The organism is Sphingobium sp. (assembly GCF_049304695.1).
In the GTDB taxonomy this organism is placed as follows: Bacteria; Pseudomonadota; Alphaproteobacteria; order Sphingomonadales; family Sphingomonadaceae; genus Sphingobium.
Map to the genome: position 1 here is coordinate 1 of NZ_JBAQOK010000083.1, position 18,871 is coordinate 18,871.

16 protein-coding genes and 1 pseudogene are annotated in these 18,871 nt (G+C 55.2%); 13 read left to right on the top strand and 4 right to left on the bottom strand.

All coding sequences use genetic code 11. The features are described 5' to 3' along the window. Positions 1–121: 121 nt before the first annotated feature. The 3 genes and pseudogenes from WA070_RS16045 to WA070_RS16055 all read left to right on the top strand — a co-directional run. Positions 122–412 (top strand): annotated as a pseudogene (locus WA070_RS16045) (zincin-like metallopeptidase domain-containing protein); the annotation flags it as partial. Next, positions 405–608: a sigma factor-like helix-turn-helix DNA-binding protein gene (locus WA070_RS16050; protein WP_422634935.1), complete on the top strand. Its 204-nt coding sequence runs from the start codon at positions 405–407 to the stop codon at positions 606–608. The pseudogene WA070_RS16045 and the gene WA070_RS16050, both read left to right, overlap by 8 nt. A gap of 71 nt (positions 609–679) precedes the next feature. Beyond that, positions 680–1,618 carry a HEPN domain-containing protein gene (locus WA070_RS16055; RefSeq protein ID WP_422634936.1) on the top strand — a complete coding sequence of 313 codons (939 nt, stop codon included), beginning with the start codon at positions 680–682 and terminating at the stop codon, positions 1,616–1,618. On the opposite strand, the gene WA070_RS16060 is transcribed toward WA070_RS16055, so the two are convergent. Beyond that, positions 1,596–1,991, bottom strand: coding sequence for a polyketide cyclase (locus tag WA070_RS16060; protein WP_422634937.1), 396 nt, complete (start codon positions 1,989–1,991; stop codon positions 1,596–1,598). The two genes, WA070_RS16055 and WA070_RS16060, sit on opposite strands and share 23 nt — an antisense overlap. Before the next feature lie 742 nt (positions 1,992–2,733). Between WA070_RS16060 and WA070_RS16065 the strand changes: the two genes are divergently transcribed. The 9 genes from WA070_RS16065 to WA070_RS16105 all read left to right on the top strand — a co-directional run bounded on the left by WA070_RS16065 (position 2,734) and on the right by WA070_RS16105 (position 13,432). Continuing rightward, positions 2,734–3,078, top strand: coding sequence for a CopG family transcriptional regulator (locus WA070_RS16065; RefSeq protein ID WP_422634938.1), 345 nt, complete (start codon positions 2,734–2,736; stop codon positions 3,076–3,078). Beyond that, the gene (locus WA070_RS16070) at positions 3,075–5,030 is read left to right on the top strand and encodes a type IV secretion system DNA-binding domain-containing protein (protein WP_422634939.1); all 1,956 of its coding nucleotides are present in this window, start codon (positions 3,075–3,077) and stop codon (positions 5,028–5,030) included. Before WA070_RS16065 ends, WA070_RS16070 begins: the two co-directional genes overlap by 4 nt. 27 nt (positions 5,031–5,057) lie before the next feature. After that, positions 5,058–5,306 carry a helix-turn-helix domain-containing protein gene (locus WA070_RS16075; RefSeq protein ID WP_422634940.1) on the top strand — a complete coding sequence of 83 codons (249 nt, stop codon included), beginning with the start codon at positions 5,058–5,060 and terminating at the stop codon, positions 5,304–5,306. Positions 5,307–5,464: 158 nt separating this feature from the next. Beyond that, complete coding sequence (locus WA070_RS16080; protein ID WP_422634941.1) at positions 5,465–5,671, top strand: hypothetical protein; 207 nt, start codon at positions 5,465–5,467, stop codon at positions 5,669–5,671. Positions 5,672–5,945: 274 nt separating this feature from the next. Next, a complete protein-coding gene (locus WA070_RS16085; RefSeq protein WP_422634942.1) occupies positions 5,946–7,196 on the top strand; it encodes a DUF6492 family protein in 1,251 nt (416 codons plus the stop codon). 182 nt (positions 7,197–7,378) lie between these two features. Beyond that, on the top strand, positions 7,379–9,541 hold the full coding sequence (locus WA070_RS16090) for a glycosyltransferase (protein WP_422634943.1): 2,163 nt from the start codon (positions 7,379–7,381) through the stop codon (positions 9,539–9,541). 116 nt (positions 9,542–9,657) lie between these two features. After that, positions 9,658–10,803: a glycosyltransferase family 4 protein gene (locus tag WA070_RS16095; RefSeq protein WP_422634944.1), complete on the top strand. Its 1,146-nt coding sequence runs from the start codon at positions 9,658–9,660 to the stop codon at positions 10,801–10,803. Next, entirely contained in the window at positions 10,800–12,110 is a 1,311-nt protein-coding gene (locus tag WA070_RS16100) for a glycosyltransferase family 4 protein (RefSeq protein ID WP_422634945.1), read from the top strand. Before WA070_RS16095 ends, WA070_RS16100 begins: the two co-directional genes overlap by 4 nt. Before the next feature lie 32 nt (positions 12,111–12,142). Further along, on the top strand, positions 12,143–13,432 hold the full coding sequence (locus tag WA070_RS16105) for a polysaccharide biosynthesis/export family protein (protein ID WP_422634946.1): 1,290 nt from the start codon (positions 12,143–12,145) through the stop codon (positions 13,430–13,432). Between the two features lie 47 nt (positions 13,433–13,479). Here WA070_RS16105 and WA070_RS16110 read toward each other — a convergent pair whose 3' ends face one another. Together WA070_RS16110 and WA070_RS16115 are read right to left on the bottom strand one after the other, a co-directional pair. Continuing rightward, on the bottom strand, positions 13,480–14,610 hold the full coding sequence (locus tag WA070_RS16110) for a lipopolysaccharide biosynthesis protein (RefSeq protein WP_422634947.1): 1,131 nt from the start codon (positions 14,608–14,610) through the stop codon (positions 13,480–13,482). Positions 14,611–14,620: 10 nt separating this feature from the next. Then, on the bottom strand, positions 14,621–15,436 hold the full coding sequence (locus WA070_RS16115; protein ID WP_422634948.1) for an ABC transporter permease: 816 nt from the start codon (positions 15,434–15,436) through the stop codon (positions 14,621–14,623). Positions 15,437–15,602: 166 nt separating this feature from the next. Here WA070_RS16115 and WA070_RS16120 point away from each other — a divergent pair, with 166 nt between their 5' ends. Beyond that, the gene (locus WA070_RS16120; protein WP_422634949.1) at positions 15,603–16,514 is read left to right on the top strand and encodes an FkbM family methyltransferase; all 912 of its coding nucleotides are present in this window, start codon (positions 15,603–15,605) and stop codon (positions 16,512–16,514) included. On the opposite strand, the gene WA070_RS16125 is transcribed toward WA070_RS16120, so the two are convergent. Continuing rightward, entirely contained in the window at positions 16,492–18,675 is a 2,184-nt protein-coding gene (locus tag WA070_RS16125; RefSeq protein WP_422634950.1) for a glycosyltransferase, read from the bottom strand. The two genes, WA070_RS16120 and WA070_RS16125, sit on opposite strands and share 23 nt — an antisense overlap. Between the last annotated feature and the right edge of the window lie 196 nt (positions 18,676–18,871).

Sequence of the window (18,871 nt, forward strand, 5' to 3'; positions counted from 1 at the left end):
GCGACCGGACAGGGAGGGCCCTCGGGCCCTCCCTGTCCGGCAGAGAAGAGGGGGCTCGGATCATGTGTCCTGCTTGATTGGCAGAAGAGGACAGAAAGGACACGTTATGGATGGGACCTACCATGAGCTGGGGCACTGGACCGGACATCACTTGCGGCTGGATCGCCTGCCCGACAGCGGCTTTGGCAGCCCAGCCTATGCGCGCGAGGAACTGATCGCCGAAATGGCCAGCGCCTTCCTGTGTGCGGAACTCGGCATCGTACCAACCGTGCGCCATGCCGATTATCTGGGCGCCTGGCTGTCTGTCCTGCGCGAGGACAGCAAGGCGATCTTCCGTGCCGCCAGTCAGGCCAGCAAGGCCGCCGACTATCTGCTGGCCTTCACGCCCGATCAGGGAGGCGAACATGACTGAGCGCAGCCCCGAGGATGAAGCCCGCGTCAGGGCCGCGTTCGAGCGGCTTCCGGAACGCACTAAGTTGATTTTGTACCTCAGCCAAGTGGAGAAGATGAGCTATGTCGAGATAGCCCGACATGAACGGATATTCCTCTGGCAGGTGCGCCGTCACATGCGCCGGGCGCTACGAACCATCGCCATGGCGCGAGAATAACCGCTTCTGATCGCCTTGCCCGCTTTCAGGGCTTGGCAAGGCGATGATTTGCCGCGATTCTGCGCGGCATCATGAAGAGGCTCGGCGACCCAGACATAAAATTGCCCGACGCCAAGCGTCGGGAGCTTGGTCATGTCGTCGACATCGTCAGGGAGGGCTTTGCGCAGGCCATCCGCCATCGCACCCAGCCCCGCTTTCGCAATGGACAGATTCTCAAGATCATCCTGTTCGGCAGCTATGCGCGTGGCGACTGGGTCGAGGATCCGGTGGGGCGTTATTTCTCCGACTATGACATTCTCGTCATCGTCGATCATGAAGACCTGACCGACATTGCGGAATTCTGGACAAAGACCGAGGACCGGCTGCTGGAGGAACTGGCCGAGGGCACGCGGCTGCGTACGCCGGTCGGGCTGGTCTATCACAGCCTTGACGATGTGAACGAGAAGCTGCGCCTTGGGCGCTACTTCTTCATGGATATATTGCGCGACAGCATCCTGCTGCATGAGGAGCCCGGACATCCGTTCGTGGAGCCCAAGCGGCTATCGGCGAGGGAAGCCCTCAAGGAAACGCGGGACTATTTTGAGGAATGGTCGAAGAGCGCTGCGGGTTTCATTCGCAATTCAAGCTATGCCATCAGCGATGGGGACCAAAAACTCGCTGCTTTCCTCCTTCATCAAGCGACCGAACGACTTTACCATTGCATCTTTCTGGTCCGCACACTGTACAGCCCCAAAACCCACAATCTGAACCGGCTGCGCGCGCAGACCGAGCAGCTGGAACCCCAGTTGCGCACCATCTGGCCGACCGACAGCAAGTTCGAAAAGCGCGCCTATAATCTGTTGCGCGAAGCCTACATCAAGGCGCGCTATTCCCGCGAATATGCCATCACCACCGAGGAACTGGACTGGCTGGCCGAGCGCGTCACGATGCTGCAGGTGACGGTCGGGGCGCTGTGCAGCGCCCGGATCACGGAACTGGAAGCAGCGCTCAGCCGATCACATAGGTCTTGAGTGCCCGCAGATCGCGGGTGATCCATTTGGCGTCGCGCGCAAAATCCTCGTCGGTCATGCCGGGCTGCCGAAACAGCGTCAGCATGACCTCTGCCCCATCACCATTGGCGATGACGCGCAGGGGAATATGGACCTCCTGTCCATCCCCTGTCTCGACCACATGGTCCATCACTCCATAGTCGTTATGGGGCGTGAAGCGGATCGTGACCGGACCTTCCGGGCCATCGGCGATCCACCCGGTTCCGCCCCGGCGAAGATCGGATTCGGTCAGGCCCGATGCCCATTTGGGGAATATTTCGGGCCGCCAGATCGCCTCATACAGGGTCTGCCAGTTGCGATCGATCGATATGCTGTAGGTACGCGCGGCCAGCATGATGCTCTCTCCTGAATAGAGTCGGCGCTGTACCGGCTAGATCGCCCTGTGTCATGGCGGGCAAAGGCATGTGCGATGCGCATGGATCGAAATCAGGACTGGCCCGTTTGTGATCATACCCCCCGGCGCCGATCCTTCCCCCCTGGATCGGCGCCATTTTCATGTCCGGCAGCGATTGGCGCCTTTTGCCGGGTTGCACTAGTGTGATGGCGAGGACCGATCCCTGGGACATGCGGGGATCCATGATTGCGACAGGGCAGAGGGCATTTCAGGACTGAGTGCGGGCGCAAAAACAGATTCGCGACGTTGGGCAAAATCGTCTGATTCGACCGGCCGTTGGCGCCGCCCGAGGCGATTTTGATGCGGGCGCATTCGCAGGCTCATGCGAAGTCATGACGCATGCCCGGTGGGCATATTGTAATGCACCGTACGCACGGGTGCTGCGCCATAAAATATAGCAATAACAATGGGTTGTACGGTAATACCGGTCATACCGTGGACGTTTGTGCGTCATACCGGTGTGACAGGCAGCGTGGGTAAAATGCGCTATATCCTTGTAATAGCATGATATTGCAGGCGTCATACCGGTCATATCCTGGCGGACACAGGCGGCGTCTATGTCCCCCGGCCTTGTATGGCATTTACTGCACCATGGTGACGATGGCCACATAGGTGCGCGGCTTTCCGTCCTGTGCTATATGTCGTCCGTGGCGGGCAGGCCTTTAAGTAGGTGTGCTCAAATATGCGAACACTCTCGATAAAAGTCGATGAGGCCCTGCATCGAAGGCTGCGCATTCGCGCCTCCGGTGCCAATCTCTCCATGTCGGAATTTGTGCGGCCCCTCATCGAGGAGGCTGCCTATCCTGGAAACCGCTATGTCCATAGCAGCCAGGATGAACTGCTCAGCGTCACCATTCAGAGCTTTGCCATTCTCGCCGCGCTCGCCGCGCACATCTCGCCTCAAATGGCCGAGCGCGGCATGGCTGACGCCCGCCATCTCCTGCGCGAGCGGGGCCTACTCGATCCGGCAAAAGACCCGCTCGCGCAAGTCGGGCGTATCGATGTCGGGATGGGAGACGCGCAATGAGCATCTTCCGCAACGACACGCTTGGCTCCTGGACACGGGGCGGCCAGGCCATTGTCCATAATGTCCGGATGACCACGCAGGTCTTCTTCCAGACCGTCATGGCTGGGCTCGTCATCTGGATGATCGGCATCATCTGGTACATCCTTGAGGCGCTTACGGCCTATGAACGCTATGTGCTGCGCAAGATCGCAGAGGCGACGATGCGCGGTAATATGCCAGGGGACGCCCCCGTCCTGTTTGCAACGCCGCAGGGCCAGACCTACTGGACCAGCGGGAACGCGCTGATCGGATCAGGGGTTGCACACAAGGCCCTGGCCGCACTTGAACATCATGCGATCTGGGGTGCGCTTGTCTCGGGCGGCGTGACCCTCGCCATGCTGCTGATCGCCTGGTTCACCTTCACCCGCACGGGGCGCGGTCTTGGCTCCAATGAATATCTGCGCGGGGCACGGCTGGCCAAACAGAATGACCTGCGCCGTCAGCTTTTCTGGCAGCGCAAGGGACCGCTGCGTGTCGGCAAGGTGCGTATCCCGGCCGCCTTCGAGGCCGAGCATATATTGGTGAGCGGTGCGCCCGGCACGGGCAAGACCAATATCCTCAACGAGATGCTGAGCGGCATCCGGGCGCAGAGCAAGCGGGCGATCGTCTATGATACCGCCGGTACATTCGTCGAGCGTTTCTACCGGCCGGGCAAGGACATCATCCTCAACCCGCTCGACATGCGATCGCACGCCTGGACGCCATGGGCCGACGTGCCGCGCGACTATCATTATGATCAGATGGCCGAGTCCACCATACCCGAACAGGGCAAGGATCCATTCTGGGCGCGGGCCGCACGCGGCACCATGGTGGCGGTCATGCGCAAACTGGTGACGGAAGGGCGGATGCTGGTGTCGGTCATGCTCGACGTCCTGGTGCGCTCCGACCTTAAATCCCTTGCCGCCTTTGTCGCGGGCACCAACGGTGCGGCGTTCGTGTCGGTCGAGGGGGAGCGCACCTCTGCCGGTATCCAGGCAGAGCTGGCCTCGATGCTGCGCAGCTTCGCCTATCTCGACGATACGCAGACCGGGCTTTCGATCCGCGACTGGGTGACGGACGAGAAGGATGACAGCTGGCTGTTCATCACCGTCAAAACCGACCAGCTCCCCACACTCCGCCCCCTTATCACGGTCTGGCTCGACATCGCCATATCCGCGATCATGAGCATGGCACCGGACCGCAAACGGCGGCTCTATTGCGTCATCGATGAATTGCCTTCGCTGCACAAGCTGCCCTCGCTTGGTGACTTCCTTGCCCGTGCCCGCAAATATGGCGGCTGTGGCATATTGGGGTTCCAGAGCTATCCCCAGCTGGAGGCGACCTATGGGGCGCAGGAGGCTGCCGCCATTACCGGCTATTGTTCCACCTGGGTGGCGTTGCGGGCCAATGACCGGGGCACGGCGCGTCTGATCTCCGAGAATCTCGGTCAGGTGGAACAGGTCGAAGCCAATGAGGGAATGTCCTACGGCGTCAATGACATGCGCGACGGGGTCAACCTCTCGCGGGTGCAGGTGACCCGGCCGCTGGTTATGCCGACCGAGGTCATGAATCTGCCCAACCTTACCGGCTATTTGCGGTTCGGTCGCGATCTTCCGGTCATCCGGTTCAGGGATCGCTATCTCAAGGCGGACAGCATCCAGCCCGGCTTTGTCGAACGGCACAGTCCGCCTGTCCGGCTGGATGAGCAGGCGACAGTCGTGATCGACACAGGCGACGAGGCCACGCCACCCGATGACCGGACCAGGACGGAAGTCGATAAGCCGGCAGGCAATAGCAATACGCCGCTTGCGGCCAACCCAGCGCCGGACCGCCGACAGAGCGACGAGGTTCGACGTATTCTGCCCCTGATTGGGGTCAGCATTCACACGGTCAGCAGGCCCGACGGTCCCAGCAGACCGGCCACTCCGGCCTGACACCTCTCAGCTTCAAGGAACAGCAACATGGTACATGTAATCAAGACCCGTCGTGGGTCGGCCGCGCAAATGTCCGGTGACCCGCCAGACCCTGTCTGCCCCCAGCCCGAACCGCTCACCGTGCGTATTCCAGCGGCGGTCAGAATGACCGGCATCGGGCGCTCGAAACTCTACGAACTGATCCAGTCCGGCGATATCGACATCGTCAAGATTGGCGCATCGACGCTAATTCCGGTCGATAGTCTGCGCAAACTGATCGACCGGCACAGGCGGTGACCGATTGATGACGCAATCTGGCAGGCTGATATGATCCCCCCTTTTTGGAGTGAAATGTCGGCCTGCTTTCTAGCAAAAATGGGACACCGCGTAATTGATGTAGCCACCCTCCTGTATGGTACGAAGTCGCATGAACGCTTCAATGCAGGAGGGTGACCATGTCGATCTACGCAGGACTGGATGTGAGTGACAAGACCACGCATGTGTGCGTGGTTGATGGCGAAGGCGCTGTGTTGCGGCGCGAGGTGTTGGCCAGCAATCCCGACGTCATCGCCAAATGGCTCGGCCGCTACTGCCCAAATCTGGTGCGAGTGGTGCTTGAGACGGGATCAGAGAGTTTTGATATTAGCCCCACAGTTGGATAGCGCCGCGAAAGATGTTGTTGTCGTAGCCGACGATCGACAATTAGATAGTTGTAGCGGACAGCAAATGCTGATGGAGGTTGTCACGCAGGCTATTTTTAGGCATGGAACTTTGTCTGCGGCCCTTGGTTGGTTTGAAGGATAGACGGCTCGCATTTTTGCACGACTGTCTGCCCCTGAAAAAAGCCTGGGCTGCTAAGATGCGCGCTCCCAAAGACGAAGCTTTTCTAAAGATGATGATGCCGGACCTAGAAGGGAATAAGTTTACGGTGATGCAATGCACCTAACGGTTAATGATTATGAAAGCTTTGTGCTGAACGGACAATTAGACGGTAGGTCAATACAAGCGATTGGAAAATCGGGCTTTCTTGTCTGTGGCCCCTTTCGTGCATGCAAAGCCGGCATCTATACCGTGGCTGTCCTTGGCGAGGTCGAACATTTCGGCGCTGGCACGGTTATCGATGTGGTTCACAATTCTGGCATGCAAGCGTTTGTGAGAGCCGACATTAAGGCCCAGGCTGGACCTGGCCTCATCACGATTTTTTCTCTGCACATACCCCAAGACGTCAGCGACCTTGAAATCCGTGTGACGGTTGCTGATGATACACGATTAAAATTCCAAGGCGTTCGCATTAAGGAACGGAACCCTGACCGGGATTATGCTCTTTTGAACAAGAGCTATGCCAGTGATGCGCACTGGTCCGTCATATTGTTTGGATCCTATCTTTCCTATGTGAAGCCTGAAGTTCCTTTCTATCTTGTTATTCCCAAACAGGATGAGGCGTTATTCGCTAGGCTGTTTGATAGCGCTCTTGTCACAGGGTTCGTTGAAAGATTGCCGATCATCCTGTATGAAGATTGGGTTCTGGAGAAAGCCGACAATGTGCCACCCGCGCATTTTGACGGTTGGCACGTGCAGCAGGTTGTCAAATTGGCCTTTTCCAAACTCGGCTTGTCGCGCCATTACCTCACATGCGATTCGGCCCAATTCTTTACGCGACCTTTCGATTTTGGCGCTGCCCTGTTCCGCGACGGAATCTTGTGCACTACCGCTCGTCCGCAAGTCCGAGGTGAGATAAATCAGCACTTTATCAACACAGGTGAGATATGTTGGTTGAGAGGTGCCATAGTTCCAGCAGGTGAGGCGTTTGATGCGATTGATGCGCATTTCAGCGCGGACCTAGCATCTCTCAAATATCATTATATCGGATGTAATGGCATATTTGATTCAGATATTTGCCTGGCCCTTGAAGATCGTGCGGCAGCTTTTGGCTATGCGAACTTTTGTGGTCTGCTCGCTGTCAGCCCTTATGAGTTTGCTTGGTACGGCGCGTTCGTGACCTATTGTCACCCTGAACTGTTCAAGCCAATCGAGCCTTGCATACTCCGCCCGATCGTAGAACCAGACCAATTGTTCGACGGCGATGTGCCGACCGGACAAGACGGGTATTTCGGCTATCTTTTTCAGAAGCCGGCTTGTGACACATTGCAGCCGATGCAAACTTATCTGGCCTGCCTGGCAGCCTGAACATGGTCTTTAATGAGGGCAGCCTGCTCGCTATTAGGGTGATCAGCCAAGCAACCAGACATGGGATAATCATCCATATTAAATGGTGACTGTCCTGGGCTCTTAGCTTGCGGGACGGTGGGTCTTGGTGCAGAAAGTGCTAGACACGGCTTTTACCTTTTAAGATCTACTCGGAGCATAACGTGCTTTCTAAAATATTAGATAACAAGCAAAAGCTTAGCTATCGTCGTAAAGGTAATCAGTGCCGTGATGTGCAGGATTGGTTAGGTGCGGCTCAAGCTTATACGCAACATCTCACAATTAATTGCGCTGATCAGCCTATATGGGTTCAACTTGGTCATGCCTGGAAAGAACAGGGACGATTGGAAGAAGCTGCAAAAGCTTATCAAGCGGCCGTCGATCTGGATATGAATGACGTCGATGCCAATATTCACTTGGCAGATATTCTGCGGCGCTTAAACCGTAATGAAGACGCACTCGCCGCTTATGAGCGAGTCAATAATATTGCGCCTAATACTGAAGCTATACGCAATATCCGCTTCCTAAGGCGCGATAGTAAGTTGACGGGTGCAACGGGATTGGGCAATGGGACGGTCTTCTTCGCTATCCAGGATCTGTTCGGGTATCTCAAAGCCCATGTAACAATGTCGGGTATTCAGCGCGTTCAGGCAGGTATAGCGCTACACGCTATAAAGGATGAAGCCGTTGATGTCCGTTTCATTCTGAGCAACGCGATTTCACATGCACCGGCGCTGCCTTCAGGCGAGTTCTGGATGGTTGACAATATGCAGGTTCTGCAAATTATCGACTATGCCTCAGGTAAGCATGTTGAGCATGAAATTTTGCGTGCGATGGTGATGGCATGCGAGGATGCAGCTGAGCGCGTGCAGCCGTTACGAGGTAGTACGATAATTCTGTTAGGCGCATTCTGGGGACTAGGTAATAGCGTCAGAGATTTCATACAGTCTAAACGGGATGGCGTACGGATAGGCGCCTATGTCTATGATATCATACCAATTACTCATCCTGAGTTCTGTGATGAGGCTTTGGTCACCGATTTTTCAATGGCGATTTGCGAACTTTGCGCTGCCGCAGATTTCATATTGACGATTTCTGACGCGACGCGGATAGCTCTTACAGAATTTATCTCGGAAAATGGCGGGCGGCCAATTCCTATGGCGACCGTGCCGCTGGCGCATCATCTTACTCGTGTCGCCGACGATGCTGTTGACTGGCCTGATCAATTGCGACGGGTCAAAGGTAAGCGCTATGTCGCTTATGTTTCAACTATCGAAGGCCGGAAAAACCACATCTATGTTGTCAACGTTTGGCGACGCTTGATCGCCGAAGGTATAGACGTTCCCGACCTTGTCTTTGTCGGGCGACATGGCTGGAAAATCGGTGCACTGACCGATATTCTGTCAGCCACCGGCAATCTTGATGGGCGTCTCCACATCGCCCACAATCTTTCTGACGGTGAATTAAACGCTGTCTACGCCAATTGTGAATTTTCGGTTTTCACGAGTTTCGTGGAAGGTTGGGGCCTTCCTATCGGAGAGAGTTTGTTTCACGGACGCCCATGTATTGCTTCAAATACCTCATCAATTCCTGAAGTTGGCGGAGATTTGGTGGATTATGTCGATCCATTCAATCTTACCGAGGGAACAGATGTTTTCCGTCACATGATCACCAATAAAGCCTATCGGAAAAAACGTGTTGAAGATATTCGAACCAAGTTTGTGGCACGAACATGGCATGACGTCGGCGCAGACTTTCTGGATAAGGTAAAAGTCTATCAGGATGTCGACGTCACGTCTCTAGCTATAGGGTTGAAAGAGGGCCGGGCCCTGTCTCTCAAAGCATCTCCAGGAAATCTGGTCAACGCCAAACTTTATTTTCAAAAGCTAAACCGAATTCTCGTTGAATCGTCGTTCTTATATGCACCAGAAGATCATGGTCTATGGTTGAGAGGACCAAACCCTGTCATCTCTGTCCCGGTAGTGGGGGAAAGAGATACCTCAATTCTCTTATATGTGACATTGTCTGTTGCTCCTGGCGCACAGGATTGTCTGCTCAGCATATCCGATATTGTTTCGGATGAAGAAACTACACAGATAAAACTGCAAGACATAAGTAATGGAGAGAAGATAAAATTAGCCGTAATGGTTGATTCGGATGGATTTATTAAAATTGGCTTTAATGTAACTGGATCTTACCCCGCCTATACAGGGGACAATCGCAATTTTGTTATTGGGCTTCGCTACATCGGATTTGCTCGTCCAGAAAATCTGGTAGCTAGGCAGGAATTGATTGAGGCAATGAGCCTAGTTGACCTAACAATCTGAAGCTACCGTAGGAGCGGACAGCATGATCCGCTAGGTATAAATACGAAAACAGGGCATGTTTCTCCACCTTGGTAGTAACATGCTCTAGTAACCATCGCTGTCGGCTTGGGAAATCAATGCTGTCACAACCGGACGAACCAGTGGCGATTATCTGTATTGACGGACGCATGCTGAAGGATGGCGGCGCTGGTACCGGAGTCGGGCAATATGCCCGGACGGTCATTGCGGCCCTGCAGGTTGTCGGGCAGCCCACCCTTGTGTTGGAGGATGGTGGGCCGATGGAGCATCGGTCGCGCAATATCAAATGGCTGGCGGCGTTGCGCCCATGGAATCGTATTGCGTCCATTAATAAACAGGCCTTCCAGGCGCGTGATATTTTTCGTGAAGCGCAGGTGTTTTTCAGCATATACAAGCGCCCAATGCCAATCCGCCTGCCTGGTATTCCCGGCATCATGCACTGGTCTTATCCGCTACCGTTGAAGGCCATAGGATGGCGCAATCTTTACACGGTCCATGACGTGATTCCGCTTGACCCGGATATCCCGAGTCCGGTCAACGGTCCCCGACTTCGGAGCATGCTTGATGCCCTGTGCGCTTCAGGGGGTGATTTCGTTACTGTATCGGAAACTGCACGCACTCAGATCGTTGCGCGCATGGGATGGCCAGCGAACAAGATAGCTACTTGTCATCAGGCCGCCGACGTCCCCAGTGTGAGGAATGGAACAGAGCTTCCTAACGGTCTTAGGAGGGGTGACTATCTTCTATATGTAGGCGCCGTTGAAGCCCGGAAAAATCTGATCCGGCTGCTTGAAGCCTATAAAACCAGTGGAATTACAACTCCGCTGGTTATTTCCGGGCCTGATGGCCTTGATGCTGCGTCCATCAACGCACATATCGCGGCAACTCGTGGAGCGATCCGGTTTGAGCTCCAAACACGAGACACAGTAGTTCAGTTAATTGCTGAAGCACGTGCTCTGATCCTGATGTCTCTAGCAGAAGGTTTCGGCTTACCGGTTGTGGAAGCGATGACGCTAGGGACGCCTGTCCTTTCTGCTAATGTGCCGGGATTGGCGGAAGTGGGCGGCGGCGCCACGCTGCTTGTCGATCCGCTCAACTTAATGGAGATACGCAAAGGATTGGCCGCGATCGATGGCGACGCAGAACTGCGGGATCGCCTTTCCGCACTGGGGCTTAAAAGAGCGCGGCACTTTGCACTTGAACCCTATGCACGACGGCTTTTAAAGCTGTATGGGATGGCATGACTGACAATAGCTCGGCGGCCATTCGTATAGGCCTTGACGGATATAATCTGGCCATGCCGCAAGGGACCGGTGTTGCGACCTATGGACGCAATCTGGCTGCGGCGATTGCGGAACTGGGCTACCCGGTAGATCTGCTTTTCGGTGTGAATATTCCGCGAAAGGCGGATGACGATCTTCGGGAGTCCCTGTTCTTCGGGCAACTGGGCGCCGACCCTCCATATCGTTTGACCATGCGCCGGCGAATGCGGCGCTGGCGGGTACATCCCTTTACACACCATATGATCGAGATTCCTGTCACCGGACGCACGGTGGCATCGGAGGGCGGAGACCGACTGCCCACGTTCGAGCGGCTGTTCAATCGGGCCGAGCTTTATGACGTCTGCGCCCGCCATTTTCGCCGGTACGGCAAGTTCATGACGGTAAGGATACCAAATCCACCGTTGGTCATGCACTGGACTTATCCCCTGCCTATTCGATTGGCGGGTGCCCGCAACGTCTACACCCTACACGATCTGGTGCCGCTGCGCCTCCCGCGCGCCAGCCTCGAAGACAAACGCTATTATAACAAGCTTATTCGCGCGTGCATCGCGCAGGCAGATCATTTGGTGACCGTGTCGGAAAAGTCGCGCGCTGATATCATCGAACTGATGCAGGCTGATCCTGAGAAGGTCACCAATTGCTATCAGGCCAGCGATATGCCCGCGCTCCGCGATCCTGATGCGCTGCCTAACCGCCTGCACAAGCTCTTTGATCTAGAGATGAAAGGCTATTTCCTATTCCTTGGCGCTATCGAGCCGAAGAAAAATCTGGGCCGTGTGATCCAGGCCTATCTGGAAGCGGACATCGCTACCCCTCTGGTTATCGTGGGGGCGGAGGCATGGCATGCCGACCGTGAACTTAAGCTGCTTGGCACCGCACATGGCCGCAAACTACCCGGAGTCGATCGGATTCGGCGCATCGATTATGTTCCGCGGACATTGCTGAGCGATCTGCTCCATGGTGCAAAGGTCTGTCTTTTCCCTGCTCTGTATGAAGGATTTGGCCTGCCGGCGCTGGAAGCACTCACCGCCGGGGTGCCGTTATTGTCGAGTATCACCGGAGCTTTGCCTGAAGTGACCGGCAGCGCGGCGCTCTCGGTCGATCCCTATAACATTGACAGTTTGGTAGGTGCCATGCGCAAGTTGGATACAGATAGTGATCTGCGCACCCGCCTTGCAATGGAAGGCCCTTCCCAAGCTGCTGGATTCTCCCGTACAGCTTTTGCCAATCGCATCGGCGAACTTTACGGGAAAATCATCAAGCTTTAAGCACTTGGCAGAAAAGCTCGAACTGCAACTAAATGCGACCCACTGATTATTTTGCGAAGGCTGCCCTGACGCAGCATTGGAGTAATGCTATGTACGTTAAGCGTTGGGTGAAACCTATACGTCCAGAATTGATTTTGCTTGCTGCAACGGCGTTAGGCGGTTGCACGACATTACCCCGCAATGGTCCGACCGGAAGCCAGATAAGCAAGAGTGCGACGAAACAGAACGCCATCGGCTTCAAGATCGTGGACATCGCTCCGGACAATATTGGGCCATTGTCGTCGATACAGAATCCGACTGGCATGCTGGCATCATTGGCTGCCAGTGGCGAGGTCGATCAGATCGGCCCGGGTGATATCCTTGCCATTGAAATCTATGAGGTTGGCGTAACGCTTTTTGGAGGGCGCGCGAATATCGGCGGCGCCAGTGCATCTGCTGACAGCGAAACTGGATTGTCCGCCAGCAACGAAACGATGGGCGGCAGCGGCGTCGTAGTCGATCGCAATGGCAACATCAGCTTGCCCTATGTCGGAACTATTGCAGTTGCGGGCCTTACGACGTCCCAGGTTCAAGATCGGATCGTGGCAAGCTTGCGGGATAAATCGCAAAGCCCTCAAGTCATTGTTTCCCTTCGCCGGAATGTCGCCAATGCAGTCGTCATCATGGGGGACGTAGCTAATCCGGGGCGTATGCCGCTTACACTGGCGCGGGAACGTTTGCTGGATGCGGTGGCAGAAAGAGGCGGGATCAACCGCGCCGTGCAAACCGGTTCATCGACCGCCACAGGGACTGGCGCCCAAGACGTCATCGTTCGCTTCACACGGCTTGGCCGGGTAGCCGAACAAGCGCTTGACAGCATTGTTGCCGGTTCGGCTGATGACCTGCTGCTACTCGGGGGGGATCGGATCGAACTGATCCGTCAACCCCGCACTTTCACCGTTTTTGGCGCGCTGGACCGGATATCCCAGATTCCGTTCGAAAGCCGTATCCTGACGCTTGCCGAAGCGCTTGCGCGTGCGGGCGGACCTAATGACGGCCGCGCTGATCCAAGGTCGGTGTTTGTCTTCCGCCTTGCCCCGAATATCAACCAGTCGGCAGACGCAGAACAATCTGGTGCTGGCCAAACGGCCGTGGCAGTCCCGCTCGCTTACCGCATCGATATGATGCAGGCGCAGAATTATTTTCTAGCGCAGCGTTTTGTGATGCGGGATAAGGACTTGATCTACATCGGCAATGCTTCAGCCAATCAGCCTCTTAAACTGGTTCAGGCTTTAGGGCAGTTATTCTCGCCAGTCATCGCGGTACAGAACGCGACACGGTAAAGTTATGGCATGCCCGACGCTTTTAAGTGCCGGGCATGCCATGAAAATTACGCGGCGTGCTCTTTCACACCTGCAGTGATCAGCCAGCCGATGCCATAGATAAGCGCCAAGGCGAGGAAGGCAGTGATCACGGTCTTGGTACGCTCTGGATACAGCGCTTTGACCGGCATGTTAGGATCAACTACGGGTACGACGAACAGCTGTTGGCGCCGCGCGTCATCCTGGGCGCGCTGAAGCGAGGCAGACGCGATTTCCAGCTGCTTGCCGGCCATTTCCTGTCGTACCTTGATGCCTTCATAGGCACCCATGCCTGAAGCCACATTCCCAGGACCCTGGGACAGCTTGCTGGTTTCAGCTGCAACCTGACTGGATAGAGCTGCTACTCGACGACGCAAAGCTACCAATTGTGGGCTATTGGCTTTGACCACTGCGGCCATGGACGCTTCCTGCGCGCGTGCAACAGCAAGCTGACCTTGAAGATCTGATACCATGCTGGTCCGTGACGCGCCGGTCACCTGTGGATTAAAATCCTGTTCGCTCCGCCGGAATTGCGTGATTTGGCGTTGTACTTGCGACAAATTGGTTTCTGCTTCTTGTACGCGGCGCTGCGATAGAGTGATCGCATTGGCATAGTTTCGTTGATTGAGTGTGTTGACGCGGCCTTCGCTGAGCTTCAGCAGCTCCTGGATAATGCGATAAGAATCTTCGGGCCGAAAACTGCGAACCTTTAACGTCGTAATGCCGGTTTCAGAACTGACATTGACGTCAACCTTTCCCTTAAAATACTTTTGTAGCTGTTCAGGGCTCGGGTTCGTGAACCAGAGGCGCGATACAAGATCAGCTTCTGGCCTGCGGAACCGTTGAGCCAATTCAACCCGGGATTGGAGAGCTTCGACAGCATCATGCGATTCCAGATAATCCGCGACCAACATGGCATCGCGTTCGGAAGAAGCTCCACCCACCATCGTCAACGCTTGGCTTAAGCCACTGGGCGCAGCAGTTGGCGTATCTGACGTCCTGACGACAAAATGTGCCTCTGACTGATACTGATTAGCAGCGATGGCATAATAATATATCGCGACTAGGGCGGTAGGGAGCAATACGATCAGGCACCAGTTACGATGCTTACGCAGCCACCCGATCAGCCGAGACTGAAATGTTGAGGAGGAGTGATCCAAAATCTGCACCTTACTGAAGATGAATGCGACGTCTGGTCGCTTTGATAGACGTGAGCCCGGCATATGTCAGTAATAAGCAACAGCCAATGATATATGGAATATCGACGTAAGTATCCTTGGCAGTGTAAAACTGACCGTATCGCAAAAGCTCAAAAATGGTGGTGAGAGGAAACCATGTCAGCCATTCTCTATATGGTTGAGGCACCCAAGATAATTGGTAAAACGCCCCGGACACAGGCATCAGGATATATGTGATAGGATGAACAAAACGAGCGACAAGACTGTTATTATATGTCCAAGCGCATATTAGCAGGGAGATGCTAAAGGAAAACCAAAATAATAAGCCAATGCCTGTCAACAATTCGAATAGGCGTGCTGGTAGTTCTGCCCACCCTAATGAGATTGTTACGCCCATCAAGACAGCAAACGACATTATGGTGCCGACGCCTTCAAGCAGGTCGCGCGCTAACATCATGTCAAAAATAGTGACGCGACGATGATAGAGAAGGGGCATATTTGATTCTAATGCACCGTCGGCGCGATTCACCATGCCGCGGAACATGATGAACAACGTGTATCCGAGGATAGAAAACGGAACAGGGTGAATGCCGCCATGCGGCAAACCATGCCCCAGATGAAGCAGGGCAACGGCGCTTGCCAGACTGAATGGTTCCAGGAAAACCCAGAGATAGCCGATATTTTCGCGGCCATAGCGAGTATGGAGTTCGCGCATCAACAGCGCGCCGATCACATTCCCCTGAACCTTCAGTCCACGCCAGAAGCCGCGATCGCCGGTAGATCCGGAAGTGTCTGAAATCATGTTCATGCGAAGGCTTCTAACGTGAGACGGAGTTCGATAGAATACAAATTTACCACGATATGCTCGTCCCGGTGGATGTAACAAACCTTGTTATAAGTAGCTTGAAAATCGGATACATCCTAAAGCCCTTCCATTGTCGCTTTATCCTCGGCTTTGGCTTATGGGCGAGCATATGAAGCACATTACCTATTTCTCAAACGTCGCCGCTCGGTTTCGCCATGGGGCCGCGAACGATACCGGCATTCGCCTGTTTCACCTTAATCACCTTCTTACGCGTCCTCGGCAACGCAATGAAGCCGTGATCCGCGAACTTTGCACCAACGCATACCTAGGGGGAAAGCGGTCCTTATGCCGGGTGCTGGGTCGATACAAGATGATCATCGACACAACGGATGTCGGGTTGTCGAGCCATCTGCTTCTCGATGGCTACTGGGAAATGTGGCTGACGGAATTGCTTGCTCACTTGGTCAAACCGGGCATGAAGGTAATCGATGTTGGTGCTAACCTTGGCTATTTTTCGCTGCTGATGGCGGATCTGGTGGGAGAAACTGGCCAGGTTCATGCTTTTGAGCCTAATGTTGATCTGGCGCGCCGGATGACGCAGAGCCTCGCGCTCAACGGTTTTTCCGGCATTGCCACAGTTCACGAACAGGCCTTGGCGGATGCAGAAGCTGATGTGGTGCTGATCGTGCCGACCGATGAACCGAAAAACGGTCATCTTCTCCCTGCGGATCATCCTGCAGCGACGGATGATGCGATCGAAACGCGCTTCATCCGGACCCGTAGGCTTGACAGTTATGCGGAACTATATGATGCTGACCTCATCAAGATAGATGCCGACACGTCCGAAATGACGATCTGGCAAGGCATGTCGGAAATCCTGAAACATGGTCGCCCACTAACGATCGTGCTCGAATTTGCCCGGGTGCGCTATGCCGATCCGGGCGCCTTCATCGATCAGATTCTCTCGGACGGTTTTAGCCTGTCGGTCATAACGCTGGAGGAAGGGGTGCAGCCAATCGACCGGGAGGCGATCCTTGCAGCCCCCCCGACCGACGATGTCATGCTGCTGCTGGAGCGCTGAATGGGCGAAGCGGGGCGTGTCCCTTGCTCGTAATTTCCACCTTTTCGACGACCAGATCCTTGCCCGAGGAACGCAAAGCAACTTTGATAGGACCATGCACGTCCGGCAGGGGAAACGACAAGATCGTCGCATCTCCGTTCCCCTGAAACGTGCAGGAAAACTCATTCAAATTGGCGCTGACAGAAGCAGCGTCATGGCCAGCAGCGACATGAATATGCAGCTGTGCGCCAGAGCAGCCAGACCAGTAGAACCACAAGGCTGCATCATCGCCTGTGACTCGGCAGCCCGCGCTGGTTGGCGCTTGCCAGCTATGGCCATGCCGCAGAGGTTCACCCCACATGATATTATCATTGGCTTGACCGGAAAGTGACAGAAACCAAGTTCCGGGTCCCGGGAGGTGAGGTAAACTGTCCAAATCGCGCGGCGTAACCGTTCGCGCCTTCGTAAGCAGGTCTTGAGCGATCTGCTGCCAGGTGCGCGGCGCATAGCCATCTTTAATGGCTATCTCGGCCGCATTGCGGGTTTCATCGTTCAGCAATGTACGGACCGTGGCAGCGATACTGTCTGCATTATAAGGATCAAAATATCGGGCGAAACTCCCTCCGGCTTCCGGCAACGACGAACCAGCTGAAATTGCCGGAACCTTGCCATAAGACAGGGCTTCCGACACGGGTAGGCCCCACCCTTCGTAAAAGCTGGGGTAAAGCGCAAACAGACAATGTTCGTACAGCATGGCGAGCCTGTCATCCGGTACGCCATGGAAAATATGCACCATCTTCTGCAACCTGGGGTTGTCGTGCAGCATCTGGTGGAGTTCATCGTTGAGCCAACCGCGCCCGCCCACGCAGACCAGATGCGGTAATGTTGCCTCATCTAGTACCGCATCCAACTGCATCCACGCGCGGAATGCCCCGATATGATTTTTTCGGGGTTCCAGCGTGGATACAAGCAGGACATAGGATTGCGGATCCAGCCCATAGGTCTGCAAAGCCACAATATCGGCGGCATCTTGCCGAAAATTACCGTCAAGCGGGACCACCGGCACGGCATTGAAGGGAATGGTTGCTTTTCGTTCAGTCGCCTTATCCAGCAAGTCTTGGCGCGTGGCTTGTGAAATAACTAGGCATCCATCGGCGGAATGAAGCAGAGACCCGAACCAAGCCCGATAATCGCGCACGAGCGATCCCATGAACCAAGTCGGCTCAATCAGCGGAATCAAGTCGAACACCAGCGGTACATAGACTATGCCCGCCCGTGCGCGAGCGGTACGGACATCAAGCAGATAATTGCGGTCGGACCAAGAGGTTCCCAGATTCACAAGGGTCGTTCCAGGCGGCAGTCTGACTGTCCGCGCCACCGCTATCATCCGGTAAATCTGAAACAGCTGATCGATCCACAGCGGATCGTCTCCGTCGTCACTTTGCTTGGCCAAGCGGCATAATATTTGGAAGTCGATGGGTGGCAACGCGATCCAACCCCGCCGTGCGCTAGAATAGATGCAGAATGTGGGCTGGGTGTCGGCCTGACCGCCGATAAGGGCAAGAGAGATTTCTATCTGCACCCGCTGGATGCCAGTAGGCAGCCGGCGTTGCCCGAAGAAGGCAAGCAGATCGGTGACATCGAACATTATAGGATGATCGGGTAAAGGCTCCACATCTTCGGGCATGGCTATCCTATCGCCGATTTTCAACACGGCCATCGCGGAAACCCAGAAAGCGGTATCCACATGGTGGCGATCCGGCATCACGCGCGCCAGTTCTGAAATGGCTTGCAGATTACGGCCATCACTTTGCAGTGCTCGCAGGAAATAAGCAGCGGCTTCGGCAGGTTGCTGCCAAGCCTTGGCCATATGGCCAAGGTGAAGTAAAGGTTCGACGTCTTGGGGCTCTAGGCGGGCCGCTTCTTCATAAGCGCTCCTTGCCCGATCAGTGGCGCCTGTTTCCTTCTCCACGTGGCCGAGCTGGACCCATAGATGGTGCAAATGGGGCTCTATGGCTAACGCCATGTGATAATTGGAAGCGGCCTTTGCCCAGTTTTGCTGCGTGCGCTCCGCATTGGCGGCCCTGATGTAGGCCGCTGTACGGCGACCTACGCGCAAGCCATTGGATTTTGGCCTGATCCAACGAAATATACCGACCCACCAGCTTTTCCATGTCTGCATGTGATGGCTCTAAGGTGCGTGACGGAAAGATGACACTGATTTTTGTAGGCTGAGCTGCGCTACGTTAAGCGTATCGCTCCGGTGAGGGCCACCTTGCGGTGATCGGCTGATATTTCGAGATGGCACCGGTGCAAGCGCCGGTGTTTGCACCGGTACTAGGGACGGTGCGATGAGTCAGATCACGGTAATTTCAGGC